The following is a 23209-nucleotide window of genomic DNA, read 5'->3' as shown; positions in this document are numbered from 1 at the left end:
CTTCAGGCAACTGTGGACGTTCAGGGTGAATGAGTGATGTCAGCCAAATCGTCGACCGCCAGAGCACCGGTGTCCGAAGTGCCCAACACCGCATAGGCACTGCTGCAAAACAGCGAATTGAGGCGCCTCATGTCAGCGATCAGCTCCAGATGCAGCGAACTGGTCTCGATGCTTTGCACAATCTTACGGTGCAAACGACTGACATGAGCGTGGGCCAGGCGGCGTTCCTGTGCGCGAAAGCGACGTTTCTCACGCAGTAACTGGCGAGCACTTTCCGGATCGGAACTGAGGAACACCGACAACCCCAGGCGCAGGTTGGCAATCAGCTGGCTGTGCAGGCCCGCCAATTCTTCCAGACCGACCTCGGAAAACGACCGCCGCTGCGCGGTTTTCTGCTGCTGAACCTTGCGCAGCATGCGTTCGATCAGGTCACTGGCCAGTTTCAGGTTAATCGCCAGCTCGATGGTTTCAGCCCACCGTTGGCTATCTTGTTCGCTGAGGTCTTCCCGAGGCATTTGCGCCAGATAGAGTTTGATCGCGCTGTAGAGCGCTTCGACATCATCGGTCAGGCGACGGATTTCCTGGGTAACGGCGGTCTGTTTGCCACGCAGTACGGCGAGCATGGCTTCGAGCATGTTGTCGACCAGATCGCCGATGCGCAGGGTTTCCCGGGCGGCATTGGCCAGCGCCAGGCTGGGGGTCACCAATGCCGTCGGGTCAAGGTGCCGCGGCTTGGCCGTGCCGTTGATGTCCGGCCGTTCCGGCAGCAGCCAAGCACAGAGCCTGGCCATCAGCCCGACGCTGGGCAACAGGATCAGGCAGCGCGCGGTGTTGTAGAGCAGGTGGAAGCCGATGACCATTTCCTGAGCGCTGAAGTCGAAGCTGTCGATCCAGTGCACCAGTGGATCGAGCACCGGAATGATCAGCAGCAGACCAATCAGTTTGTACAACAGGCTGCCCAGCGCCACCTGACGGCCGGCGGCGTTCTGCATGCTGGTGCTGAGGAAGGCGAGAACGCCGCTGCCGATGTTGGCGCCGATCACCAGGCCGATGGCCACTGGCAGGCTGATCACGCTGGCACCGGCGAGGGTCGCGGTCAGCAATACGGCGGCCAGGCTGGAGTATGAAATCATCGCGAACAGTGCACCGACCAGCGCATCGAGCAAGATATCGCCGGTCAGAGAGGCAAAAATCACCTTCACTCCCTGAGCATGAGTGATCGGCGTGGCGGCCTCGACGATCAGTTGCAGCGCCAGAATGATCAGCCCCAGACCGATGCTGACCCGCCCCATCTGCCCGACCCGGGTCTGCTTGCGCGACAGAAAGAAAATCACCCCGAGGAAGATCAGCAGCGGTGACAGCCACGACAGGTCGAGGGTCAGTACCCGCGCCATCAGTGCGGTACCGACGTCGGCACCGAGCATCGTCGCCAGGGCCGGGGTCAGCGCCATCAGGCCCTGACCGACAAACGAAGTGACGAGCATGGCGGTGGCGTTGCTGCTCTGGACCATGGCGGTCACCATGATCCCGGCGATAAACGCCAGCCAGCGCCTGGCCATGTTCTGCCCGATCACATGGCGCAAGTTGGAGCCATAAACCCGCAGGATGCCGGTTCGGACGATGTGCGTGCCCCAGATCAGCAAGGCCACGGCCGATAACAAATTGAGCAGGGTGAGCATACAGGCCCCCTGTGGTGGTAGCGCCCCAGCGGGGCAAGTTAACGATGCCGCGTTCTTCTACGTTCTGTACTTAAGCTGTAGTTGGCTAACGGTCTGGACGCCAGCATCGCATAGCTAAAGAAGCGATTGAAACAAAACTGTCATGAAAACAGTTTGATGCAGACATGACAAAGGGGCCCGAAGGCCCCTTTGTCACAGCAGGGTGTTCGGGTTACTGACCCGGAACATCCTTGCGCAGTTTCACCGGCTCTTGCTGTGTGCGTTTTTTCGCAATCGCGGTGCGCATCCTGATGTTGATCGCTTCCACTACCAGCGAGAACGCCATGGCGAAGTAGACGTAGCCTTTCGGCACATGCACATCGAAGGATTCGGCAATCAGCACGGTACCGACGATCAACAGGAAAGACAGCGCCAGCATTTTCAGCGACGGGTGCTTGTCGATGAACTCGCTGATGGTGCCGGAAGCCCACATCATCACCAGCACTGCGACGATGATTGCCGCGACCATGACCGGTACGTGGGACACCATGCCAACGGCAGTGATGACGGAGTCCAGCGAGAACACGATGTCGATGATCGCGATCTGGATAATGGTGTAGAGGAAGTTACCGCCCTTGCCACTTGGCTCGTCGCTGGTTTCATCCTCGCCTTCCAGCGCGTGATACATCTCTTGCGAGCTTTTCCACAGCAGGAACAGACCACCGAAGAACAAGATCAGGTCACGCCCGGAAATACCCTGGCCGAACACTTCGAACAGGTCCGCGGTGAGACGCATGACCCAGGTGATCGACAGCAGCAACAGAATCCGGGTGACCATGGCCAGCGCCAGGCCGAAGATCCGGGTACGCGCCTGCATGTGTTTGGGCATGCGGCTGACCAGGATCGAGATCATGATGATGTTGTCGATGCCCAGGACGATCTCCAGGGCGGTCAGGGTGAAGAAGGCAACCCAGATTTCAGGGTTGGTCAGCCATTCCATGTGTATTCCTTTGAGGATGTGTTTAAACCACGAAGGGCCCAGACTTCAAACAAAGCCTGGACCCCTCATGGCGAGTCTTGGCTTATAGCGTGCTGAACAGCGGAAAGATCCCCATCAGCAAGGCTGCCACCAGTATGCACAGGCAAACCAGCACCGCCCACTTCAGGGTGAACCGCTGATGGTCACCGAATTCGATACCGGCCAGGGCCACCAACAGGTAGGTCGATGGTACCAGCGGGCTCAGCAAGTGGACGGGCTGACCGACGATCGAGGCACGTGCCATTTCTACCGCGGTTATACCGTAATGACTGGCGGCTTCAGCAAGCACTGGCAACACGCCGTAATAAAATGCGTCGTTCGACATGAAGAACGTGAACGGCATGCTCACCAGCGCGGTGATCACGGCGAGGTACGGGCCGAGGAAATCCGGGATGACTGCCAGCAGGCTCTTGGACATGGCGTCGACCATGCCGGTGCCCGTCAGGATACCGGTGAAGATACCCGCGGCAAAGATCAACCCGACCACCGCCAACACGCTACCGGCGTGGGCCGCAACGCGGTCCTTCTGCTGTTGCAGGCAAGGATAGTTGACGATCATCGCGATACTGAACGCCACCATGAACAGCACTGGCAGCGGCAACAGGCCGGCGATCAAGGTGCCCATCAGTGCCAGGGTCAGCGCGCCGTTGAACCAGATCAGCTTTGGACGACGGGCGTCCGGGAACTGCGAAACGCTGATTTCGCTGTGGTCGATTTCATCACCGACCAGATGCAATTCACCCAGACGCGCACGCTCGCGTTTACCGTAGACATAGGCAATCGCCAGAATCGCCACCACACCGGCCAGCATCGCCGGAATCATCGGTACGAAGATCGCGGACGGGTCCACATGCAGCGCACTGGCCGCACGAGCGGTCGGACCGCCCCAAGGGGTCATGTTCATCACGCCACCGGCGAGGATGATCAGACCGGCCATGATCCGCGGGCTCATGCCGATGCGGCTGTAGAGCGGCAGCATGGCGGCCACGCAGATCATGTAAGTGGTGGCGCCATCACCGTCCATGGACACGATCAGCGCCAGCACCGCGGTACCGACCGACACCTTCAACGGGTCGCCCTTGACCAGTTTGAGGATCTTGCGCACGGCCGGGTCAAACAGGCCGGAGTCGATCATCAGGGCGAAGTAAAGGATGGCGAACATCAGCATCACGCCGGTCGGCGCAAGCTTGGTGATGCCTTCGAGCATCATCGGGCCGATCTTCGGCGAGAAACCGCCGAACAGGGCGAAGATGATCGGGATGATAATCAGGGCGATCAGCGCGGACAGGCGCTTGGTCATGATCAGGAACATGAACGTGATGACCATGGCAAAGCCAAGGAAAGTCAGCATAGGAATACTCCAGGCGTAGCGCGGCTAGGGAATGGGCGAACCGATGAGGTCAGCGCAGAACGGGAAGCACGAAACGTACGGGCGGAGGTGCAGCGAAGAGGCGGATAGGAGCGGACATCAGAATCACCATTGTTGTTGTTAAATGGGCCGGGCGGGCAATGAAACACTCGCGTTGGCCAACCGGTCTGTTGCCGGCAGTGAGGCGATCCTAATCGGGGAAGCTTTCAGCCAGCTTTCGCGGATGAAAGCATTGACCGAATGTACGACCGGTCGTCGGCCGGGTTGAAAGTCTGTAGATGTGGGTCAGGAGCAAGACATCGGCGACCCCATGCAGGATATCGCCCACTGCCATTGCTCGATTTGCCGTCCGGCGAGCCCGAAGAACAACTCTGATCAGAAAACAGACAGGTCCAGCGGCCGGATCGCACCCATCCAGATCGCGTGTTCGGTGTGGTCGAGCAGATCGTTGCCGGTCTCCGGGTGCAGGAACACCACCAACCCCTTGCGATTGAGCGCCAGCCACGGCAATACCTCGCCAAGATGTTGCGGCTCGAAGGCCAATTGGCAGCTCCAGTCCGGGTGCGGGCCAACCAGGCGTTCATGCACGCGGCCCATCTTCAGTGGAAACAATTGTGCGGCCTGCTCACACAAGGCCCGGGCCTGCGGGAGAGTATTGGCGTCGAAATAGACATGGGCGTGGTAGCCCTTGATCTGTTGCATCTGAAACCCCTTTGAACCTGGTCGAACCCACACCGCTCCCCACAGGTCTTACGTTATATAGGCAGGACGTTCGGAGCACAGCCATGAAAAATGCCGAAACCCCGGTAGTGAAGGTAGTGCTTTATGGTGCCATGAGTAGCCTGGGCAGCGCGCTGATGGCGGAAATGCTGCGGCGCCAACATGAAGTGATCGCGATTCTCGATGACCTGACGGCACTCGCGCCACGCCCCGGATTGCGCACCAAGGCCGGCAATCTGTTCGATGCCAAACGGGTCAAGCAAAGCGTGGCCGGCTGTTCGGCGGTGATCTGCCTGCTGGATGCGCCGGGGTTGCCGATGAACAGCGAACACATCGAAAAATCCATCGTGCCTGGCCCGGTCGAGCAGGTGCTGGCAGTGGATGCACTGATTGACGGCATGCAGGCCGCGGGTATCGCGCGGTTGTTTGTGGTGGGTGATTTCGAGGTGCTGGACGATCCGGAGATAGAAGACGAACTGCAACGCCACGCCGCAGAAGAAATCCGCGAGGCACTGCAAAGCAGCCCATTGCACTGGACCCTGGTGAATGCCCCACGCGGCGTACCAGGACTGTCCATCGAGCATTTCAGTCACGTCAGCACGAGCCTGGAACCTGGCCTGGCCGAACCGCTGGAACGGCTGAACCGAGTTGCCGTCGGGATTGCCGATGAGTTATGGCTGAATTTGCATGTCGGTCAGCATGTGAATTTTGTCGCGACTTCGGAACCGTAAAGCCCTCATACCGCAATCGATGGCAAAGGAAGACCATTAAGCGATTGCGCACTGCTGGCCTGTTCCGCCATCAACCAATCCACAAATGTTTGAATCAACGCCCCGCGCCGTTTGCGCTGGGGCAGGACCACGTAATAACCCAGCCTGGAAATCACTGTCTCGGCAATCGGTCGACACAACAGACCTTGCGCCAGCAAGTTATCCACAAGGTGCCGCCAACCGATCGCAACGCCCTGGCCGCCAATCGCCGCTTGAATCAGCAAGGTGTAATTGTCGAAGCGCAGTTGCCCCGGCGCTGGCGCCGACGTGATCCCCAGTTCGCGAAACACGCCGCTCCAGTCGAACCAGTTGCTGCTGTGTTCGCCACGCAGGTGCAACAGCGGAAACTCCAGCAATGACTGAGCCGGCAAGGGCAGGGGACGATCCTTCAAGAGCAGCGGGCTGCACACCGGAAACACTTCTTCACTGAACAACCAATGGCTCTCGCCTTGCTTGAACCGGCCATCGCCGAACAGCACCGCCACATCGATATCGGTGCGCAGCATGTTGTGGCTGCGTTCGCTGGTCACCAGGCTGACGTCCACCTGAGGATTGGCGGTATGGAAGCGGTGCAGCCGCGGCATCAGCCAGTACGCGGCGAAGGCGAAGTCGGTGGCCACCTGCAACACTTCGTGTTGCTGCTGCGCACTGATCGCGCTCAATCCGGCGTCGATATTCTGTAAACCGAGCTGAACTTGCTCAAACAGAATCGCGCCAGCCTCGGTCAGTTCGATACCGCGATAAATGCGGTCAAACAATCGTGTAGCGAGCTGCTCCTCCAATCGTTTGATCTGCTGACTGATGGCCGGTTGCGTGGTGCCGAGCTCCACTGCAGCGGCAGTGAAACTGCGCTGGCGGGCCGCGGCTTCAAAGGCGCGCAACAGGTCCAGAGACAAATCACCGAGGGCGTCATACATAAGCTGTGCTTATCCTAGTCATTGCCTGGCGTGGGCTTTACCACAATTTCCATGGGTTGCATGCTCGATCACAGCACTCTCGCATAAATATCCACTATGGAATGCCGCGATCACATGAAGCGCAAAAATATTCTTTTCATCATGGCCGATCAAATGGCCGCGCCAATGTTGCCGTTCTACGGCCCTTCGCCCATCAAACTGCCGAATCTGAGCCGCCTCGCCGCCCAAGGCGTGGTGTTCGACGCCGCGTACTGCAACAGCCCGCTCTGCGCACCGTCACGTTTCACCCTGGTCAGCGGTCAGTTGCCGAGCAAGATCGGCGCTTACGACAACGCGGCCGATTTCCCCGCCGACGTTCCGACCTATGCCCACTACCTGCGGCGCCTCGGTTACCGCACCGCGCTGTCGGGCAAGATGCACTTCTGCGGCCCGGACCAGTTACACGGCTATGAAGAACGTCTCACCAGTGACATCTACCCGGCCGACTACGGTTGGGCGGTGAACTGGGACGAGCCGGACGTGCGGCCGACCTGGTACCACAACATGTCGTCGGTGCTGCAAGCCGGGCCCTGCGTGCGCACCAATCAGCTGGATTTCGACGAAGAGGTGGTGTTCAAGGCCCAGCAATACCTGTTCGATCACATCCGCGAGGATGGCGATCAGCCGTTCTGCCTGACCGTGTCGATGACGCACCCACACGACCCGTACACGATTCCCAAGGCGTTCTGGGATCTGTACGACGACGCCGACATCCCTTTGCCGGAAACACCCGCACAGGATGAACTCGATCCTCACTCCCAGCGCCTGCTCAAAGTCTATGACCTGTGGGACAAGCCGCTGCCTGTGGATAAGATTCGCGACGCGCGCCGTGCCTACTTTGGTGCGTGCAGCTATATCGACAGCAACGTCGGTAAACTCCTGCAAACACTCGAGGAAACCGGGCTGATCGATGACACCATCATCGTGTTCTCCGGTGACCACGGCGACATGCTCGGCGAGCGCGGCCTCTGGTACAAGATGCACTGGTACGAAATGGCCGCCCGCGTACCGCTGCTGATCAGCGCGCCGGGGCAATTCGGCGCCGGACGGGTCAGCGCAGCGGTATCCACCGCCGACCTGCTGCCGACCTTTGTGGAACTGGCCGGCGGCTCATTGGAGCCAGGCCTGCCGCTGGACGGCCGCTCGCTGGTTTCACACCTGCAAGGGCAGGGCGGTCACGACGAGGTGTTCGGTGAATACATGGCCGAAGGCACCATCAGCCCGTTGATGATGATTCGTCGCGGCGCCTACAAATTCATCTACAGCGAAGACGACCCTTGCCTGCTCTTCGATGTGCATAACGACCCGAGTGAACAGGAAGAACTCAGCCATTCGCCGCAACATCGTCAGCTGTTCGAGGATTTTCTCGCCGAAGCACGGGCCAAATGGAATATCCCGGCGATCCACCAACAGGTGCTCGCCAGTCAGCGACGCCGGCGTTTCGTCGCCGACGCCCTGACCATCGGCAAGCTGAAGAGCTGGGACCACCAGCCGCTGGTAGATGCCAGTCAGCAGTACATGCGCAACCACATCGACCTCGACGATCTGGAGCGTAAAGCCCGTTATCCACAACCCTGCCAAAACCAATAATGTTAAGGGGACGTCCATGCAAAAGTTATCCACAGTACTGACAGTCGGGCTTCTGGCTCTGGGCAGCACCTCGGCCTACGCCGAGCAAAGCTGCGAAACGGTGAAGATGGCCGACCCTGGCTGGAGCGACATCGCCGCCACCAACGCCATCACCGGGTTTCTGCTGGACGGCATGGGCTACAAGGCCAAGGTCGACACGCTGGCAGTGCCGATCACCTTTGGCGGTCTGAAGGATGGCCAGGTGGACGTGTTTCTGGGTAACTGGATGCCGGCGCAGCAAGGCTTCTACGACAAGTTCGTGGCCAACGGCGATGTCACGCAGCTGGCGAAGAACCTCGACGGCACCGAGTTCACCCTGGCGGTCCCGGATTACGTCTGGGACGCGGGTGTGCATAACTTTAACGACCTGAACAAGTACGCCGAGCTACACCCCAAAGAAGTCGACAAGAAGATCTATGGCATCGGTTCCGGCGCCCCGGCGAACATTTCGCTGCAAGAGATCATCAAGAAGAATGACTTCGAGATGGGCCAGTGGAAACTGATCGAGTCCAGCGAGCAGGCGATGCTGGCCGAAGTATCCCGCGCGGTGAAGAAACAGAAGTTCGTGACCTTCCTCGGCTGGACGCCACACCCGATGAACATGCAGTTGAAAATGCATTATCTGAAGGGTGGCGAGAAGTACTTCGGTGACACCGGCAGTGTTTATACACTGACCCGCAAAGGTTATGCACAGGCCTGCCCGAACGTCGGCAAACTGCTCACCAACCTGAGTTTTACTCAGGAAATGGAGAACAGCATCATGGCCGAAGTGGTGAACAAGAAGGTCAGCAACGCCGACGCGGCCAAGGCGTGGATCAAGGCCAATCCGGTGGTGCTGGATAAATGGCTGGAGGGCGTGAAGACCGTGGACGGCAAGGATGCTCTGCCGGCGGTCAAAGCCAAGTTGTAAGGTTCCGCTGTGGCGAGGGAGCTTGCTCCCGCTGGAGGGCGTAGCACTCCCATTTCGGCAAACTCGGTTTATCAGCCTCACCGAGTTGTCCGGATTTGCGACTGCTGCGCAGCCGAGCGGGAGCAAGCTCCCTCGCCACAATGATCTGCCCACTACGAGCCAATGCTTTACCCTGACGATTTACCCCGTACCGAGAGGACCCATGGCCTTCCCCAGCCGCCATTCACTCTTTCCCTTCCTGACCTGGTTGCCCCGGCAAACCCGCGCCAGCGTTGGTCGTGACCTGATCGTCGGCCTGAGCGGTGCGATTCTCGCGTTGCCACAATCCATTGCCTACGCCCTGATCGCCGGCCTCCCACCGGAATATGGCCTGTACGCCGCCATCATCCCGGTGCTGATTGCCTGCCTCTGGGGTTCGTCATGGCATTTGATCTGCGGCCCTACGGCGGCCATTTCCATCGTCCTGTATGCCAGCGTCAGTCCTCTGGCCGTCCCTGCATCGCAGGACTACGTCACGCTGATCCTGCTTCTGACTTTCCTTGCGGGCATTTTCCAGTGGTTACTGGGTTTGCTGCGGTTCGGTGCCCTGGTGAATTTCGTCTCTCACTCGGTGGTGCTGGGCTTCACCCTCGGCGCGGCGGTGGTGATTGCCATCGGGCAGCTGCCGAACCTGCTGGGGCTGGATGTGCCCAACCAGGCCACGGCGCTCAACAGCTTGATGATGCTGCTCAATCATCTCGGCGAAGTGGACAAACCCTCGCTGCTGCTGGGCCTGGCCACGGTCGCGGTTGGCATCGTGCTGAAACTGCTGGTGCCGCGCTGGCCGACGCTGTTGATCGCTCTGGCCCTGAGCGGATTGCTGGTGTGGCTGTGGCCAGCGATGTTCGGTCATGTGAAGCTGGTCAGCGCGTTTGTCGGGCGGCTGCCGCCCTTCAGCTCGCTGCCGCTGGATCTGGACCTGATATTGCGCCTGCTGCCCAGTGCGGTGGCGGTCGGCATGCTCGGGCTGGTGACGAGCCTGTCGATTGCCCGCTCCCTGTCGGCCCGCTCGCAGCAGTTGCTCGATGCCAATCAGGAAGTTCGCGCCCAGGGTTTCTCGAACATGGTCGGGGCGTTTTTTTCCGGTTCGCTGTCCGCCGGTTCCTTCACTCGCTCGGGCCTGAGCTACGATGCCGGCGCCTGTTCACCGCTGGCCGGGTTTTTTTCGGCGCTGTGGGTGGCACTGTTCGCGATCTTCGGTGCGGCATTGATTGCGCACATCCCGATCCCGGCCATGGCTGGCAGCATCCTTTTGATCGCTTGGGGATTGGTGGATCATCGCGGCATTCGTGCCTTGTTGCGGGTCAGCCATGCCGAATTCCTGGTCATGGCGCTGACCTGTGTCGCCACCCTGTTGCTGGAGTTGCAGACGGCGATCTACGCCGGGGTGCTGGCGTCACTGTTCTTCTACCTCAAACGCACCTCACAGCCACGGGTGCAGCACTGGCGCAATGGTGACGAAGACATCCTGAGGGTCGGCGGCTCGATCTTTTTCGGCGCCAGCCATTACCTGCAAGTGCGCCTGCAACGGATGCAAGGCCCGCGAGTGGTGATCGAAGCACAGCAGATCAACTTCATCGACTACTCGGGCGTGGAAATGCTGCACCAGGAAGCACGACGGCTGCTGCGTCAGGATCGCAGCCTGACTCTGCGGCAGGCACGGCCGCAAGTGGTGGAGGAATTGAGGAAGCTGGAAGGCGCGGAGAAATGCCCGATCCGGTTTGAGGACTAAACGCCACTGTTTTGACAAACAGATAACCTGTGGCGAGGGAGCTTGCTCCCTCGCCACAGAACTACAGCGCCAGTTGCCGGCGAAGTTCGGCCAGCACCGGCGCCGTATCCGGGCGCACACCGCGCCACAGATAGAAAGCTTCCGCCGCCTGCTCGGCCAACATGCCCAAGCCATCCATCGACACGCCAGCCCCATGTTCACTGGCCCAACGGCAGAACGAGGTTGGGTCCTTGCCGTACATCATGTCGTAGCAAACCGTCTTGCCCGGTTCGATCAAACTGCCGGCAATCGGCGGTACATCGCCGGACAAACTGGCGGATGTGGCGTTGATGATCAGGTCCACCGGCTCGCGCAGCCAGTCGAAACCGCTGGCCGACACCGGCCCCAGATCGGCAAACAATTGCGCCAGCAATTCGGCTTTTTCCACGGTGCGGTTGGCAATGATCACCGACGCCGGTTGCTCCGCCAGCAGCGGCTCCAGCGCGCCGCGCACCGCACCACCGGCCCCCAGCAGCAGGATGCGTTTGCCCGCGAGGCTGAATCCGGCGTTGACCGTCAGGTCCCGCACCAGCCCGGCACCATCGGTGTTGTCGCCCAGCAGACTGCCATCAGCCAGTTTGCTCAGGGTATTCACCGCGCCGGCCCGTTGCGCCCGCTGGGTCAAGCTGTTCGCCAGGCGATAGGCGTCTTCCTTGAACGGCACTGTCACATTCGCCCCACGGCCTTCGCGGAAAAATTCCAATGCACAGCCGGAAAAATCGTCGAGAGGTGCCAGCAAGGTGCTGTAGTCCAGTTTCTGCCCGGTCTGCTCGGCGAACAGACGGTGGATCAGCGGCGACTTGCTGTGGCCGATCGGGTTACCGAATACGACATAACGGTCCATCAGAATTCCTCGTTCAGGCCTTGGCCAACCAATCGCGGTCTTGCAGGAAGTATTCGGTCAGGCGTGCTTCTTCACTGCCCGGCTCGGCCTTCCAGTCGTAGGCCCAGCGTACTTGCGGCGGCAGCGACATCAGAATCGACTCGGTACGCCCGCCCGATTGCAGGCCGAACAGCGTGCCGCGGTCATAGACCAGGTTGAATTCAACGTAACGACCACGGCGAAACTCCTGGAACTCACGCTGTTTGGCGGTGAACGCATCATTCTTGCGGCGTTGCACGATCGGCAGGTACGCGTCGATGAACGCATCGCCGATGGCGCGCATGAAAGCGAAGCTGGTATCGAAGTCCCACTCGTTCAAGTCATCGAAAAACAGGCCGCCGATGCCCCGTGGCTCATGGCGATGCTTGATGTGGAAGTAGCTGTCGCACCAGGCCTTGTAGCGCGGGTAAACGTCCGGGCCGAACGGCGCGCAGGCCTGTTCGGCGACGCGGTGCCAATGCACGCAATCTTCTTCATTGCCGTAATAAGGGGTCAGGTCAAAGCCACCACCGAACCACCAGACCGGCTCTTCACCTTCTTTTTCGGCGATGAAAAAGCGCACATTGGCGTGAGACGTCGGCACATGGGGGTTATGCGGGTGAATCACCAACGACACGCCCAAGGCTTCGAAGCCTCGACCGGCCAATTCCGGCCTATGAGCACTGGCGGACGGTGGGAGACCGCTGCCAAACACGTGGGAATAGTTGACGCCGCCCTTTTCGATGACTGCGCCGTTCTCAATCACCCGGGTGCGACCACCGCCGCCGGCAGGCCGGGTCCAGGCGTCTTCGACGAAACGCGCGCCGCCGTCTTCGGCTTCCAGGGCAGCGCAAATACGGTCTTGCAGGTCGAGCAGGTAGGCTTTTACGGCCTCGGTGCGGGTAGTCATGGCATCACCTTGAATCGGGCAAAGCTACGCGGCGCTCCATCAGAGCGGGGGGCCGGCGCAAATGGGTCCGTAGCATAACATCGCAGGCGAGCCTGCCGCAGTTGACGAAGATCAAGCTTGGGAGTTCGATAGGGCGCTTGGCGCTACGACTCTAGAAGCCAAAGACCTAAGGAGAGAGCAGATGGCAAAGCGTATCCAGTTCCGCGTCCATGGCGGCCCCGAAGTGCTCGAATACGTGGATTACCAACCCGCCGAGCCCGGCCCGCAACAGGTACGCGTGACCAACAAGGCCATTGGCCTGAACTTTATCGACACCTATTACCGCAGCGGCCTTTATGCGCCGCCAGCCCTGCCATCGGGCCTGGGCGCCGAAGGCGCGGGCGTGGTCGACGCAGTCGGTAGCGAAGTCACCCGCTTCAAGGTTGGCGATCGCGTGGCTTATGGCAGTGGCCCGTTGGGCGCCTACAGCGACGTGCATGTCTTGCCGGAAGCCAACCTGGTGCACCTGCCGGACGCCATCAGCTTCGAACAAGCCGCCGGCGTGATGCTCAAAGGCCTGACCGTGCAATACCTGCTGCGTCAGACATATGAGCTCAAGGGTGGCGAAACCATCCTGTTTCACGCCGCGGCCGGCGGCGTCGGATCGCTTGCCTGCCAATGGGCCAAGGCCCTGGGGGTGAAGCTGATCGGCACGGTCAGTTCAGCGGAAAAAGCCGCCCTGGCGAAAGCCAATGGTGCCTGGGCGACCATCGATTACAGCCATGAGAACGTCGCACAACGCGTGCTGGAATTGACTGACGGTAAAAAAGTCCCGGTGGTGTACGACGGTGTAGGCAAAGATACCTGGCTGACATCGCTCGACAGCGTTGCGCCTCGGGGGTTGGTGGTGAGCTTTGGTAATGCTTCAGGCGCAGTAGACGGGGTGAATCTGGGGATTCTCGCGGCCAAGGGTTCGCTGTACGTGACCCGGCCGACGCTGGCGACCTACGCCAACAATGCTGAAAACCTGCAACGCATGGCTGATGAACTGTTCGAGATGATCATCAGCGGCAAGCTGAAGGTGGACATCAGCCAGCGGTATCCACTGGCTGATGCAGCGAAGGCGCAGACTGAGTTGTCGGCGCGCCGTACGACTGGTTCAACGATTCTGTTGCCTTGAGGGCCTCTTCGCGGGCAAGCCTCGCTCCTACAGGATTTGTGTCGTTCACACGATCACGGAACGACATTGATCCCCTGTAGGAGCGAGGCTTGCCCGCGAAGAACGATGACGCGGTCTCAATCCGGGCGCACCACATGCCCCGTCGCCAGATCGCGAATCACACTCGGATTCTTGCGCCCGCCCAGATTGCCACCGAGTACATAATCAACCTGCCCCCGGAAATACTGCTCCACGCGAATCCGCGTCCGTGCCGCCGGTCGGCCCTGAGGGTTCGCCGAGGTCGACACCAACGGGCCGACCACCGCACACAAGTCCCGCACCAGAGGGTGGTCGCTGACCCGCAACGCCACCGTTTCATGCACACCGGTAATCCACTGGGGCAACAGATTCTGATGCGGCACCAACCAGGTGTTGGGGCCCGGCCAGGTGCTGGCCATGCGGTCCATCCACAACTCCGGGAAGTCTTCGAACAGGAAGTCGAACTGACGAATATTGTCGGCCACCAGAATCAGGCCCTTATCCACAGATCGGCCCTTGATCATCAGCAGACGATCCACCGCCTCTTCGTTCCACGGGTCGCAACCCAGTCCCCAGACGGCTTCCGTTGGGTAGGCAATGACCGCCCCGGCGCGAATTTCTCGTGCGGCTTGTTGCACACGCCAACTGTTAACCATGAAAAAACTCTCCGGAATAAGGCTCTGCGCAGTTTACCGATCTTCCTTATAAAACCTAGTTTACCCGCGCAAACCATCGACCGCTCTCACAGACCGCCCGGCCATCCATCTCCAGCTCCGTCAGCGCTGCCAGCACTTTCGACAAGGCCCAGCCGCTGGTGACCGCCAGGGCTTCGCTGGTATGAGGCGCCGCGTGGAGCAACATGAGCAGTGGATGAGTTACCGTCGTTTGCGGCGTTTCTGTGGATAACGGCAGCCGTTGCCAGCCGCGCAAGGCCTCAAGGATGTGCTCGATGGTTTCCACCAGCACCGCACCGTCGCGAATCAACTGATGGCAACCCTTTGCGCCAGGGTGGTGAATCGAACCTGGAATCGCATACACCTCACGCCCCTGTTCCGCCGCCAGCCTCGCGGTAATCAATGAACCGCTGGCAATACTTGCCTCGACCACCAACACACCAAGGGACAAACCGCTGATGATTCGATTGCGCCGGGGGAAGTTGCCCGGGGAAGGCCCGGCGTCCAGCGGGAACTCCGAAAGTACGGCGCTTCCCGAGGCGATCATGGCGTCCGCCAGTCGTCGATTGCGCTGTGGATAAAAATTTTCAAGTCCCGTGCCAAGCACCCCTACCGTTTGCCCGCCAACGTCCAGAGCCGCCTGATGCGCGGCGGCATCGATGCCCAGGGCCAGACCGCTGGTGATGACAAAACCGGCGCCGGCCAGACTGCGGGAAAACGCACTGGCGGTATCCATGCCCGGTCGCGATGCGCGACGGCTGCCGACCATCGCCAACTGCGGTTTTTCCAGAATGCCCGGATCGCCCGCGACGAATAATAGCGGCGGCGCATCACTGATTTGCCCCAGCAGCGCGGGGTAGTCAGGTTGGTCCCACATCAGTAAATGCTGGCCCGGACGCTCTAGCCAGGCCAATGCGTGGCTGGCGCCATCACGAATTTCACTGCAGCGCCGGGCCTCCGCGCAAGCGAGGGGCAGGCCCAACGCGCGCCAGGCGCTGGCGGGTGCGCTGATGGCTTTGGAGGCAGAACCGAAAGCCTCCAGCAACTTCTTGAAACGTGCCGGACCGAGTCCAGGCAAAAGGTGCAGGCGTAAACGGGCTTCCAGTTCCGCAGGGGAAACGGACGTACAGGCAGACAGCGACATGGATCATCCTTGATCGTTATAAGGTCCCGTCGAATCGGGAATAAGCTGTGGATAACTCTGTTGGTAACTTGTGAGCAGGCTTAAGGATTTCGCACCTTGTCCATCACCGCCAAGGAGCGCGATGCGTTGAGCACCAGCCCGTAGCTGAGCTTGTCGTAGGTGCGGAATACCATCAGCAGGCCGGCCCGTTCGTCGGGGATTTTCAAGGGCTGACCGGTGATCCGGTCGCGCACGGTTTCGCCGGTTTTCATCACCACCAGCACATTGCCCTCGGCCAGGCCATCGCGCTGCCCCTTGTTCAGCGTGACGACATCCAGCGCGCCAATCTGGGTGACCCCACGCGGCACATCGATGATCAGGCCATTGATGTCGGTGGTTGGCGCACTGGGCATGAAGGTCGAATTGATCGAGCGCTCTTCGCCGCTGAACAACCGGTCGCCGAGTCGCACCTCTTGAGTGGTGCGTTGCAGGGCCAGGGTGGCGACGTCGCCCTCAGTGGCAATGATTTCGCCACCACCGATGTCGTCGGCGTTGATCCCCAGGAACTCCTTGCTCTGCGGATCGGTGTAGACCTTGCCCTGACGAAAGATGCCGTAGACCGACTGCGCCGGGTCGAAATGGCCACGCGCGAAGATTCGATCGCCGGTGCCGCTGAGTACCCGTTCGGCATCTCCGGCAACGATGTAGGGCGCCTTGTCGAAATCCTCGAGCTTGTCGACGATGCGATTGCTCAACAGAAAACTGTTGATCGACTTCAGCGGAATGCTCGGGATGGCGTCGGCCACCGGCGAACTGCGGACTCGTGGCGACAGCTTGATGGTGCCCCGGGAAGCGCCGCGGTTGAGGGTCAGGCGTGGCTGACCGTTGACGTAGACCAGCGACAGCGTATCGCCGGGATAGATGAGATTGGGGTTTTCAATCTGTGGATTGGCTTGCCAAAGCTGCGGCCACTGCCACGGCTCACGCAGGTATTTGCCGGAAATGTCCCAGAGTGTGTCCCCTGCCACCACGGTGTATTGCTGTGGAAAACCTTCCCTGAGTTGCACTTGCCCATGCGCAAAACCGGCCGAGGCCAGAAGGAGCAAGGCGAGTAGTGATTTCCTCATGCGGTGAATCCCTTTATTATGTACGTTCGCGTGAAACGCCAGAGCCCTCGTGGCTCGCCTCCGGCTCATTATTGAAAAGCCGGAAGCTACGTTCACAACGGTAGCCTGCATCTTCGGACTCGCCAGGCCATCGACCCGACTTTACCTCACACGTGCAGCAATTAAGCTTATGGCCATTTTAGACATCCTCGAATTCCCCGATTCGCGCCTGCGCACTATCGCCAAACCAGTGGCCGTAGTGGACGACGAAGTGCGTCAGTTGGTCGATGACATGTTTGAAACAATGTATGAAGCGCCAGGCATCGGCCTCGCCGCTACCCAGGTCAACGTGCACAAACGTATCGTCGTGATGGACCTCTCCGAAGACCGCAGTGAACCGCGGGTGTTCATCAACCCCGAGTTCGAAACCCTGACCGACGAGATGGGTCAGTACCAGGAAGGCTGCCTCTCGGTGCCGGGCTTCTACGAAAACGTCGATCGCCCGCAAAAGGTCAAGATCAAGGCCCTGGACCGCGACGGCCAGCCTTACGAACTGATCGCCGAAGGCTTGCTCGCCGTGTGCATCCAGCATGAATGCGACCACCTCAACGGCAAGTTGTTCGTCGATTACCTGTCCACGCTCAAACGCGACCGGATCAAGAAGAAACTGGAAAAGCTCCACCGCCAGAACGCTTGATGCCCTTCTTTCAAAGGCTTGCCGCGGCAAGCCTTTTTCTTTTCAAGATGCTTTGCAATTGAGAACTTCCATGACTGAGCCACTGCGCATTGTCTTTGCCGGCACCCCGGAATTCGCCGCCGAACACCTCAAGGCCCTGCTGGGCAGTCCTTACGAGATCGTTGCGGTCTACACCCAACCGGACCGTCCGGCGGGCCGTGGACAGAAGCTGATGCCAAGCCCGGTCAAGCAATTGGCTCTGGAGCACAACATCCCGGTGTTGCAACCGCCAACCCTGCGCAACGAAGACGCTCAGGCGGAACTGGCCGCGCTGAAACCGGATTTGATGGTGGTGGTCGCCTACGGCCTGATCCTGCCGCAAGTGGTGCTGGATATCCCACGCCTGGGTTGCATCAACAGCCACGCCTCCTTGCTGCCACGCTGGCGCGGTGCGGCGCCGATCCAGCGTGCCGTTGAAGCGGGCGACAGCGAAAGCGGCGTGACCGTGATGCGCATGGAAGCCGGCCTCGATACCGGACCGATGCTGCTCAAGGTCACCACGCCGATCAGCGCCGAAGACACCGGCGGCAGCCTCCACGATCGCCTCGCAGAGATGGGCCCACCGGCCGTGATCCAGGCGATTGCCGGCCTGGCTGCGGGCACACTGGAAGGCGAAGTGCAGGACGACAGCCTCGCCACCTATGCACACAAATTGAACAAGGACGAAGCGCGCATCGACTGGAACCGCCCGGCGGTTGAGCTGGAGCGTCTGGTCCGCGCCTTCAATCCATGGCCGATCTGCCACAGCACGCTGAACGGCGAAGCGCTGAAAGTGTTGGCCGCAAGCCTGGCCGAAGGGCAGGGCGCACCGGGGGAAATCCTCAGCGCCAGCAAGGACGGCTTGATCGTCGCCTGCGGTGAACAGGCGCTGTGCCTGACCCGTCTGCAATTACCCGGCGGCAAGGCACTGAACTTCAGCGACTTGTTCAACAGCCGTCGTGAGAAATTCGCCGTCGGCACCGTCCTCGGTCAAACGGCAGACGCTCAATGAACCCACGTCTGGCCGCCGCCAAGGCACTTGCTGCAGTCCTTAACGGAAAAGCCTCACTCAACAGTTCTCTGCCGACACAAATGGACAAGGTCGAAGACCGCGATCGCGGCTTCACCCAGGACCTGGCGTTCGGCACGGCTCGCTGGCAGCCGCGTTTGTCGGCGTTGGCGGCCAAGCTGCTGCAAAAGCCGTTCAAGGCGGCTGATGCCGATGTCGAGGCGCTGTTGCTGGTGGGGCTTTATCAACTGCTCTATACCCGCGTCCCGGCTCACGCCGCCATCGGCGAAACCGTCGGTTGCGCCGACAAACTGAAAAAGCCGTGGGCCAAAGCCTTGCTCAACGCCGTACTGCGCCGCGCCCAACGGGAAAACGAAGCGCTGCTGGCCGAGCTGGAACGCGACCCGGTGGTGCGCACCGCCCACCCGCGCTGGCTGCAAAAATCCCTCAAGGCCTTCTGGCCTGAACAATGGGAAGCCATTTGCGCAGCGAACAACGCACACCCGCCGATGATTCTGCGGGTCAATCGTCGTCATCACTCTCGCGACGCTTACCTTGGCTTGCTGAGTGACGCTGGCGTAGCCGCCAAGCCCTGCATTTATAGTCGCGACGGCATCATTCTCGATGCTGCTGCCGACGTGCGCGGCCTGCCGGGTTTCGCCGAAGGCTGGATCAGCGTGCAGGACGAAGCCGCTCAATTGGCCGCCGATCTGCTGGACCTCGCGCCGGGCCAACGGGTGCTGGACGCCTGCTGCGCACCGGGCGGCAAGACCTGCCACATCCTTGAGGCCGAGCCCAAACTGGCCGGCGTGGTGGCTGTGGATCTGGAAGCCAAGCGTCTGGTGCGGGTGCGGGAAAACCTCGCACGCCTGGGTCTGAGTGCCGAACTGATCGCCGCCGACGGTCGCGATACCGCCACCTGGTGGGACGGCAAGCCGTTCCAGCGCATTCTGCTCGACGCGCCATGCTCGGCCACCGGGGTGATCCGCCGTCACCCGGATATCAAACTGACCCGCCAACCCGACGACATCGCCGCACTGGCGGTGCTTCAGGGCGAACTGCTCGACGCCATGTGGATAACTCTGGAGGTGGGCGGCATTCTGCTTTACGCCACCTGCTCCACGCTGCCGACCGAAAACACCGAAGTCATCGAAGCGTTCCTCGCCCGCACGCCAGGCGCCCGTGAACTGGACCTCGCCACGGCGGCCGGCATCAAGCAGCCCCATGGTCGCCAGTTGCTGGCCCAGGAAGGCGGCCACGACGGGTTCTACTACGCCAAGCTGATCAAGATTGCCGCCGCGCGCGGTTAACCGGGTTTAAGGGAGTGACTGGATGAAGATCATCATCCTCGGCGCAGGGCAGGTCGGCGGTTCGCTGGCAGAACACTTGGCCAGCGAGGCCAACGACATCACCGTGGTCGACACCGATGGCGAACGCCTGCGCGACCTTGGCGATCGGCTGGACATCCGCACCGTGCAGGGTCGCGGTTCGCTGCCAACCGTACTGCGGCAGGCTGGTGCCGACGACGCTGACATGCTGGTGGCCGTGACCAACAGTGACGAAACCAACATGGTCGCCTGTCAGGTCGCCCACACCCTGTTCCACACCCCCACCAAGATCGCCCGGGTCCGCGAAGCCGCGTACCTGACCCGTGCCGAACTGTTCGACAACGAAGCGATTCCGGTCGACGTGCTGATCAGTCCGGAGCAAGTAGTCACCAATTACATCAAGCGCCTGATCCAGCATCCGGGCGCGTTGCAGGTGATCGACTTCGCCGAAGGCAAGGCGCAGCTGGTGGCGGTCAAGGCGTACTACGGCGGGCCGCTGGTGGGCCAGCAATTGCGCCAGTTACGCGAACACATGCCGAATGTCGAAACCCGCGTCGCGGCGATTTTCCGTCGTGACCGGCCGATCCTGCCCCAAGGCGATACGGTGATCGAGGCTGACGACGAAGTGTTTTTCATCGCCGCCAAAGCGAACATTCGCGCAGTGATGAGCGAAATGCGCCGCCTCGATGAAAGCTACAAACGCATCGTCATCGCCGGTGGCGGGCAGATCGGTGAACGCCTGGCCGAGGCCATCGAAAGCCGTTACCAGGTGAAGATCATCGAGATGAACCCGGCCCGCTGCCGCTACCTCTCGGACAACCTCGACAGCACCGTGGTGTTGCAGGGCAGTGCTTCAGACCGGGATCTGTTGCTGGAAGAGAACATCGCCGACGCCGATATTTTCCTGGCCCTGACCAACGATGATGAAGCCAATATCATGTCTTCGCTGCTGGCCAAGCGCCTGGGCGCGAAGAAGGTGATGACGATCATCAACAACCCGGCCTACGTCGACCTGATCCAGGGCGGCGACATCGACATCGCCATCAGTCCGCAACTGGCGACCATCGGCACCTTGCTGGCCCACGTCCGGCGCGGGGACATTGTCAGCGTGCACTCACTGCGCAGGGGCGCGGCGGAAGCCATCGAGGCGATTGCCCACGGCGATGCGAAGTCGAGCAAGGTGATCGGCAAGGCCATCGAAAACATCGGCCTGCCACCGGGCACCACCATCGGCGCGATCATCCGCGATGAAGAAGTGATCATCGCCCACGACGACACCGTGATCGAAACCGGCGACCATGTGATTCTGTTCCTTGTGGATAAGAAGCATATTCGGGATGTGGAGAAGCTGTTCCATGTGGGGTTGAGCTTCTTCTGATCCGAAGGCCTCTTCGCGGGCAAGCCTCGCTCCTACACGGTTCAGTCGTTCGCATAATAGCTGGACGGCTCAAACCTGTAGGAGCGAGGCTTGCCCGCGAAGGCGATTTCGAACTCCCCCAAAAAACCAGAGGTGCCACCCAATGATCGAATCCCTGGAAAAAATGCTCGCCAAGGGTGTGGATAACTCATTGCTGCGCTTCGGCCTGGGCAAGGGTTATCTGGATCTTGGGGAAAACGCCAAGGCCGCAGAGCATTTCCAGCGCTGCGTCGAGTTCGATCCGAAGTATTCGGCAGCCTGGAAGCTCTTGGGCAAGGCCCATCTGGCGCTGGCGGATTACGCGGCGGCGCGACAGGCCTGGGAGCAGGGTCTGGAAGCTGCCCGCGCCCATGGCGACAAACAGGCGGAGAAGGAGATGACGGTGTTTCTGAAAAAGCTTGAACGTCAGGCGCACTGATCAGCGGTAACGCAGGCCAAGATCAATAGATCGCAGCCTGCGGAGTTATCCACAGCAACCTCAATACCAGCGTTCTTCACCCGGCGGACGCTTCTTGAAGCGCTTCATGCTCCACATGTACTGGCTCGGATAAGCCCGCACGTAGCGCTCGACTACCTGGCTCATGGCCGCGCAGGAGGTTTCGGTATCGGTGCTGTACATGGCCTCTGGCGCGGCTTCGAGAATCACTTTGTAACCCGAACCGTCCGGCAACCGCAGGGCATGCAGGAACACGCCGACCGCTTTGCCACCGGCGAGCATGTTCGGCACGAATTTGCTGGTCAGGGCCTGAGTGGCGAAGAACGGCACGAAGATCCCGGCGGATTCGGCCGGTTCCGGGTCAGCCGGAATGCCTACCGCGCCCCCCTTGCGCACTTCCTTGATCACGCTGAGGATGCCTTCCTTGGTGGAAGCCGCCACCCGGTTACCCAATTGCACCCGCTGCTTGCGCAGCAACTCATCCACCGCCTTCAGTTTTGGCGGACGGTAGAAAATGATCGGTTTGCACTGGCTGCAATAGAAGTGGTTCAACACTTCCCAGTTGCCCAAGTGGCTGGTGATGCCAACCACGCCTTTACCGGACGCCAACGCCTCTTTCAAAACGTCGAGGCCTTCGACTTCGCGCACCAGTTCAATGGAACGCTGGGCCGGCCAGATCCACGCGCAGGCGCTTTCAGTCAGAGACTTGCCGATGTCTTTCAGGCTTTGACCCACCAGACGCTCACGCTCGGCCGGGTCCATCTGCGGAAAGCACTTGGCGAGGTTGATCCGCACCACGTCGCGGGAACGGTTGGGGGTTTTCCACATGATCCAGCCAATCGCCGAACCCACCGCCTGCACTGCCCGCCATGGCAGTAGGGCAAACAGCCGCAGAGCGCCTACCAGCAAGGCGCCTTTAAACTTATCCACAGGTCACTCCTGATCTTGTGCTGTGCGCGAGGCGGCTATTCTAACCGCCGTTCGTCAACGTGGCGTAGCGATCGCAATCCAGGGTGTGGTCCATGACCATGCCTGAAGCCTGCATCAGCGCGTAACAAATGGTCGGGCCGACGAACGTGAAGCCGGCTTTTTTCAGGCCTTTACTCATCTCGATGGCGGCCGGTGTCACCGCCGGCACTTCACTGCGATCCTTGAAATGATTGATCACCGGCGTGCCGCCGACGAACGACCAGAGAAACGCCACCGGGTCTTCCAGCTCCAGCCAGGCCTGGGCATTGCGCCGGGCTGCGTTGAGTTTGAGACGATTGCGAATGATCCCCGGATCGAGCATCAGTTCATCGATTTCCGCATCGCTCATCTGCGCCACGCGCTGCACGTCGAAGCCGAACAGCACCTCGCGATAACGCTCTCGCTTGCGCAATACAGTGATCCAGGAAAGCCCGGCCTGGAACCCTTCGAGCAAAAGCAACTCGAACAATCCCTGCGCATCGCGTAGCGGCGTGCCCCACTCCTGATCGTGATAAGCCATGTACAGCGGATCTTCGGTACACCAAAAGCAGCGTGGCATAAGGCTCCAGGGGGCGTGCGCAGGACCGAATCGGGTATACTCCCGCTCTTTAAATCGCAGCCC

At 60.5% G+C, this 23209-nt stretch carries 22 protein-coding genes; 10 read left to right on the top strand and 12 right to left on the bottom strand.

Annotated elements, in window-relative coordinates; translation table 11 throughout:
• Window positions 1-20 precede the first annotated feature (20 nt).
• The 4 genes from LOY28_RS00175 to LOY28_RS00160 all read right to left on the bottom strand — a co-directional run bounded on the left by LOY28_RS00175 (window position 21) and on the right by LOY28_RS00160 (window position 4768).
• Complete coding sequence (locus LOY28_RS00175) at window positions 21-1679, bottom strand: Na/Pi cotransporter family protein (RefSeq protein WP_018927292.1); 1659 nt, start codon at window positions 1677-1679, stop codon at window positions 21-23.
• A 211-nt stretch (window positions 1680-1890) separates the two neighbouring features.
• The gene (locus LOY28_RS00170; protein ID WP_258612901.1) at window positions 1891-2658 is read right to left on the bottom strand and encodes a TerC family protein; all 768 of its coding nucleotides are present in this window, start codon (window positions 2656-2658) and stop codon (window positions 1891-1893) included.
• Window positions 2659-2740: 82 nt separating this feature from the next.
• The gene (locus LOY28_RS00165) at window positions 2741-4048 is read right to left on the bottom strand and encodes a CitMHS family transporter (RefSeq protein ID WP_018927294.1); all 1308 of its coding nucleotides are present in this window, start codon (window positions 4046-4048) and stop codon (window positions 2741-2743) included.
• Between the two features lie 393 nt (window positions 4049-4441).
• Window positions 4442-4768, bottom strand: coding sequence for a DOPA 4,5-dioxygenase family protein (locus tag LOY28_RS00160; protein ID WP_230174647.1), 327 nt, complete (start codon window positions 4766-4768; stop codon window positions 4442-4444).
• Window positions 4769-4851: 83 nt separating this feature from the next.
• On the opposite strand from LOY28_RS00160, the gene LOY28_RS00155 reads away from it, so the two are divergent.
• Complete coding sequence (locus tag LOY28_RS00155; protein WP_018927296.1) at window positions 4852-5517, top strand: NAD(P)-dependent oxidoreductase; 666 nt, start codon at window positions 4852-4854, stop codon at window positions 5515-5517.
• A gap of 5 nt (window positions 5518-5522) precedes the next feature.
• On the opposite strand, the gene LOY28_RS00150 is transcribed toward LOY28_RS00155, so the two are convergent.
• Window positions 5523-6473, bottom strand: a complete 951-nt coding sequence (locus tag LOY28_RS00150; protein ID WP_096481545.1) for a choline sulfate utilization transcriptional regulator — start codon at window positions 6471-6473, stop codon at window positions 5523-5525.
• Between the two features lie 114 nt (window positions 6474-6587).
• Between LOY28_RS00150 and betC the strand changes: the two genes are divergently transcribed.
• From betC to LOY28_RS00135, 3 genes are all read left to right on the top strand, one after another.
• Window positions 6588-8102 (top strand): choline-sulfatase, encoded by a 1515-nt coding sequence (gene betC / locus LOY28_RS00145; RefSeq protein ID WP_258612900.1) that lies wholly within the window; start codon window positions 6588-6590, stop codon window positions 8100-8102.
• A gap of 16 nt (window positions 8103-8118) precedes the next feature.
• On the top strand, window positions 8119-9051 hold the full coding sequence (choX, locus tag LOY28_RS00140) for a choline ABC transporter substrate-binding protein (protein WP_138866570.1): 933 nt from the start codon (window positions 8119-8121) through the stop codon (window positions 9049-9051).
• Window positions 9052-9253: 202 nt separating this feature from the next.
• Entirely contained in the window at window positions 9254-10822 is a 1569-nt protein-coding gene (locus LOY28_RS00135) for a SulP family inorganic anion transporter (RefSeq protein WP_111453122.1), read from the top strand.
• A 61-nt stretch (window positions 10823-10883) separates the two neighbouring features.
• On the opposite strand, the gene aroE is transcribed toward LOY28_RS00135, so the two are convergent.
• A complete protein-coding gene (gene aroE / locus LOY28_RS00130; protein ID WP_018927301.1) occupies window positions 10884-11705 on the bottom strand; it encodes a shikimate dehydrogenase in 822 nt (273 codons plus the stop codon).
• Window positions 11706-11718: 13 nt separating this feature from the next.
• Entirely contained in the window at window positions 11719-12633 is a 915-nt protein-coding gene (gene hemF / locus LOY28_RS00125) for an oxygen-dependent coproporphyrinogen oxidase (RefSeq protein ID WP_018927302.1), read from the bottom strand.
• Window positions 12634-12814: 181 nt separating this feature from the next.
• On the opposite strand from hemF, the gene LOY28_RS00120 reads away from it, so the two are divergent.
• The gene (locus LOY28_RS00120) at window positions 12815-13792 is read left to right on the top strand and encodes an NADPH:quinone reductase (RefSeq protein WP_019580323.1); all 978 of its coding nucleotides are present in this window, start codon (window positions 12815-12817) and stop codon (window positions 13790-13792) included.
• A gap of 116 nt (window positions 13793-13908) precedes the next feature.
• Here the strand turns inward: LOY28_RS00120 and LOY28_RS00115 are convergent, their stop codons facing one another.
• From LOY28_RS00115 to LOY28_RS00105, 3 genes are all read right to left on the bottom strand, one after another.
• Entirely contained in the window at window positions 13909-14466 is a 558-nt protein-coding gene (locus LOY28_RS00115) for an L-threonylcarbamoyladenylate synthase (RefSeq protein ID WP_018927304.1), read from the bottom strand.
• 55 nt (window positions 14467-14521) lie between these two features.
• Window positions 14522-15628, bottom strand: coding sequence for a DNA-processing protein DprA (gene dprA / locus LOY28_RS00110; RefSeq protein WP_258612899.1), 1107 nt, complete (start codon window positions 15626-15628; stop codon window positions 14522-14524).
• 80 nt (window positions 15629-15708) lie between these two features.
• Entirely contained in the window at window positions 15709-16734 is a 1026-nt protein-coding gene (locus LOY28_RS00105; protein WP_258612898.1) for a LysM peptidoglycan-binding domain-containing protein, read from the bottom strand.
• A 169-nt stretch (window positions 16735-16903) separates the two neighbouring features.
• Here LOY28_RS00105 and def point away from each other — a divergent pair, with 169 nt between their 5' ends.
• The 5 genes from def (at window position 16904) to LOY28_RS00080 (ending at window position 21600) form a co-directional block, all read left to right on the top strand.
• Entirely contained in the window at window positions 16904-17410 is a 507-nt protein-coding gene (gene def, locus LOY28_RS00100; protein ID WP_007941507.1) for a peptide deformylase, read from the top strand.
• Window positions 17411-17480: 70 nt separating this feature from the next.
• Window positions 17481-18440 (top strand): methionyl-tRNA formyltransferase, encoded by a 960-nt coding sequence (gene fmt / locus LOY28_RS00095; protein WP_258612897.1) that lies wholly within the window; start codon window positions 17481-17483, stop codon window positions 18438-18440.
• The gene (gene rsmB / locus LOY28_RS00090; RefSeq protein ID WP_258612896.1) at window positions 18437-19747 is read left to right on the top strand and encodes a 16S rRNA (cytosine(967)-C(5))-methyltransferase RsmB; all 1311 of its coding nucleotides are present in this window, start codon (window positions 18437-18439) and stop codon (window positions 19745-19747) included. The genes fmt and rsmB overlap by 4 nt, the downstream gene beginning before the upstream one ends.
• Before the next feature lie 22 nt (window positions 19748-19769).
• Window positions 19770-21143, top strand: a complete 1374-nt coding sequence (trkA, locus tag LOY28_RS00085) for a Trk system potassium transporter TrkA (RefSeq protein WP_018927309.1) — start codon at window positions 19770-19772, stop codon at window positions 21141-21143.
• Between the two features lie 142 nt (window positions 21144-21285).
• Window positions 21286-21600: a tetratricopeptide repeat protein gene (locus LOY28_RS00080; protein WP_018927310.1), complete on the top strand. Its 315-nt coding sequence runs from the start codon at window positions 21286-21288 to the stop codon at window positions 21598-21600.
• A gap of 60 nt (window positions 21601-21660) precedes the next feature.
• Here LOY28_RS00080 and LOY28_RS00075 read toward each other — a convergent pair whose 3' ends face one another.
• Window positions 21661-22548: a lysophospholipid acyltransferase gene (locus LOY28_RS00075; RefSeq protein WP_018927311.1), complete on the bottom strand. Its 888-nt coding sequence runs from the start codon at window positions 22546-22548 to the stop codon at window positions 21661-21663.
• Window positions 22549-22588: 40 nt separating this feature from the next.
• Window positions 22589-23146 carry a DNA-3-methyladenine glycosylase I gene (gene tag / locus LOY28_RS00070; protein ID WP_018927312.1) on the bottom strand — a complete coding sequence of 186 codons (558 nt, stop codon included), beginning with the start codon at window positions 23144-23146 and terminating at the stop codon, window positions 22589-22591.
• Between the last annotated feature and the right edge of the window lie 63 nt (window positions 23147-23209).

Source organism: Pseudomonas sp. B21-017 (assembly GCF_024749245.1).
In the GTDB taxonomy this organism is placed as follows: domain Bacteria; phylum Pseudomonadota; class Gammaproteobacteria; order Pseudomonadales; family Pseudomonadaceae; genus Aquipseudomonas.
The sequence above is the reverse complement of the archived record's forward strand: the minus strand, read 5'-3'. Positions and strand labels throughout refer to the sequence as shown.

Excerpts from the sequence above, each read along its gene's own strand:
- LOY28_RS00175 (WP_018927292.1), bottom strand. The coding sequence starts at position 1,679 with ATGCTCACCCTGCTCAATTTGTTATCGGCCGTGGCCTTGCTGATCTGG.
- LOY28_RS00170 (WP_258612901.1), bottom strand. The coding sequence starts at position 2,658 with ATGGAATGGCTGACCAACCCTGAAATCTGGGTTGCCTTCTTCACCCTG.
- LOY28_RS00165 (WP_018927294.1), bottom strand. The coding sequence starts at position 4,048 with ATGCTGACTTTCCTTGGCTTTGCCATGGTCATCACGTTCATGTTCCTG.
- LOY28_RS00160 (WP_230174647.1), bottom strand. The coding sequence starts at position 4,768 with ATGCAACAGATCAAGGGCTACCACGCCCATGTCTATTTCGACGCCAAT.
- LOY28_RS00155 (WP_018927296.1), top strand. The coding sequence starts at position 4,852 with ATGAAAAATGCCGAAACCCCGGTAGTGAAGGTAGTGCTTTATGGTGCC.
- LOY28_RS00150 (WP_096481545.1), bottom strand. The coding sequence starts at position 6,473 with ATGTATGACGCCCTCGGTGATTTGTCTCTGGACCTGTTGCGCGCCTTT.
- betC (WP_258612900.1), top strand. The coding sequence starts at position 6,588 with ATGAAGCGCAAAAATATTCTTTTCATCATGGCCGATCAAATGGCCGCG.
- choX (WP_138866570.1), top strand. The coding sequence starts at position 8,119 with ATGCAAAAGTTATCCACAGTACTGACAGTCGGGCTTCTGGCTCTGGGC.
- LOY28_RS00135 (WP_111453122.1), top strand. The coding sequence starts at position 9,254 with ATGGCCTTCCCCAGCCGCCATTCACTCTTTCCCTTCCTGACCTGGTTG.
- aroE (WP_018927301.1), bottom strand. The coding sequence starts at position 11,705 with ATGGACCGTTATGTCGTATTCGGTAACCCGATCGGCCACAGCAAGTCG.
- hemF (WP_018927302.1), bottom strand. The coding sequence starts at position 12,633 with ATGACTACCCGCACCGAGGCCGTAAAAGCCTACCTGCTCGACCTGCAA.
- LOY28_RS00120 (WP_019580323.1), top strand. The coding sequence starts at position 12,815 with ATGGCAAAGCGTATCCAGTTCCGCGTCCATGGCGGCCCCGAAGTGCTC.
- LOY28_RS00115 (WP_018927304.1), bottom strand. The coding sequence starts at position 14,466 with ATGGTTAACAGTTGGCGTGTGCAACAAGCCGCACGAGAAATTCGCGCC.
- dprA (WP_258612899.1), bottom strand. The coding sequence starts at position 15,628 with ATGTCGCTGTCTGCCTGTACGTCCGTTTCCCCTGCGGAACTGGAAGCC.
- LOY28_RS00105 (WP_258612898.1), bottom strand. The coding sequence starts at position 16,734 with ATGAGGAAATCACTACTCGCCTTGCTCCTTCTGGCCTCGGCCGGTTTT.
- def (WP_007941507.1), top strand. The coding sequence starts at position 16,904 with ATGGCCATTTTAGACATCCTCGAATTCCCCGATTCGCGCCTGCGCACT.
- fmt (WP_258612897.1), top strand. The coding sequence starts at position 17,481 with ATGACTGAGCCACTGCGCATTGTCTTTGCCGGCACCCCGGAATTCGCC.
- rsmB (WP_258612896.1), top strand. The coding sequence starts at position 18,437 with ATGAACCCACGTCTGGCCGCCGCCAAGGCACTTGCTGCAGTCCTTAAC.
- trkA (WP_018927309.1), top strand. The coding sequence starts at position 19,770 with ATGAAGATCATCATCCTCGGCGCAGGGCAGGTCGGCGGTTCGCTGGCA.
- LOY28_RS00080 (WP_018927310.1), top strand. The coding sequence starts at position 21,286 with ATGATCGAATCCCTGGAAAAAATGCTCGCCAAGGGTGTGGATAACTCA.
- tag (WP_018927312.1), bottom strand. The coding sequence starts at position 23,146 with ATGCCACGCTGCTTTTGGTGTACCGAAGATCCGCTGTACATGGCTTAT.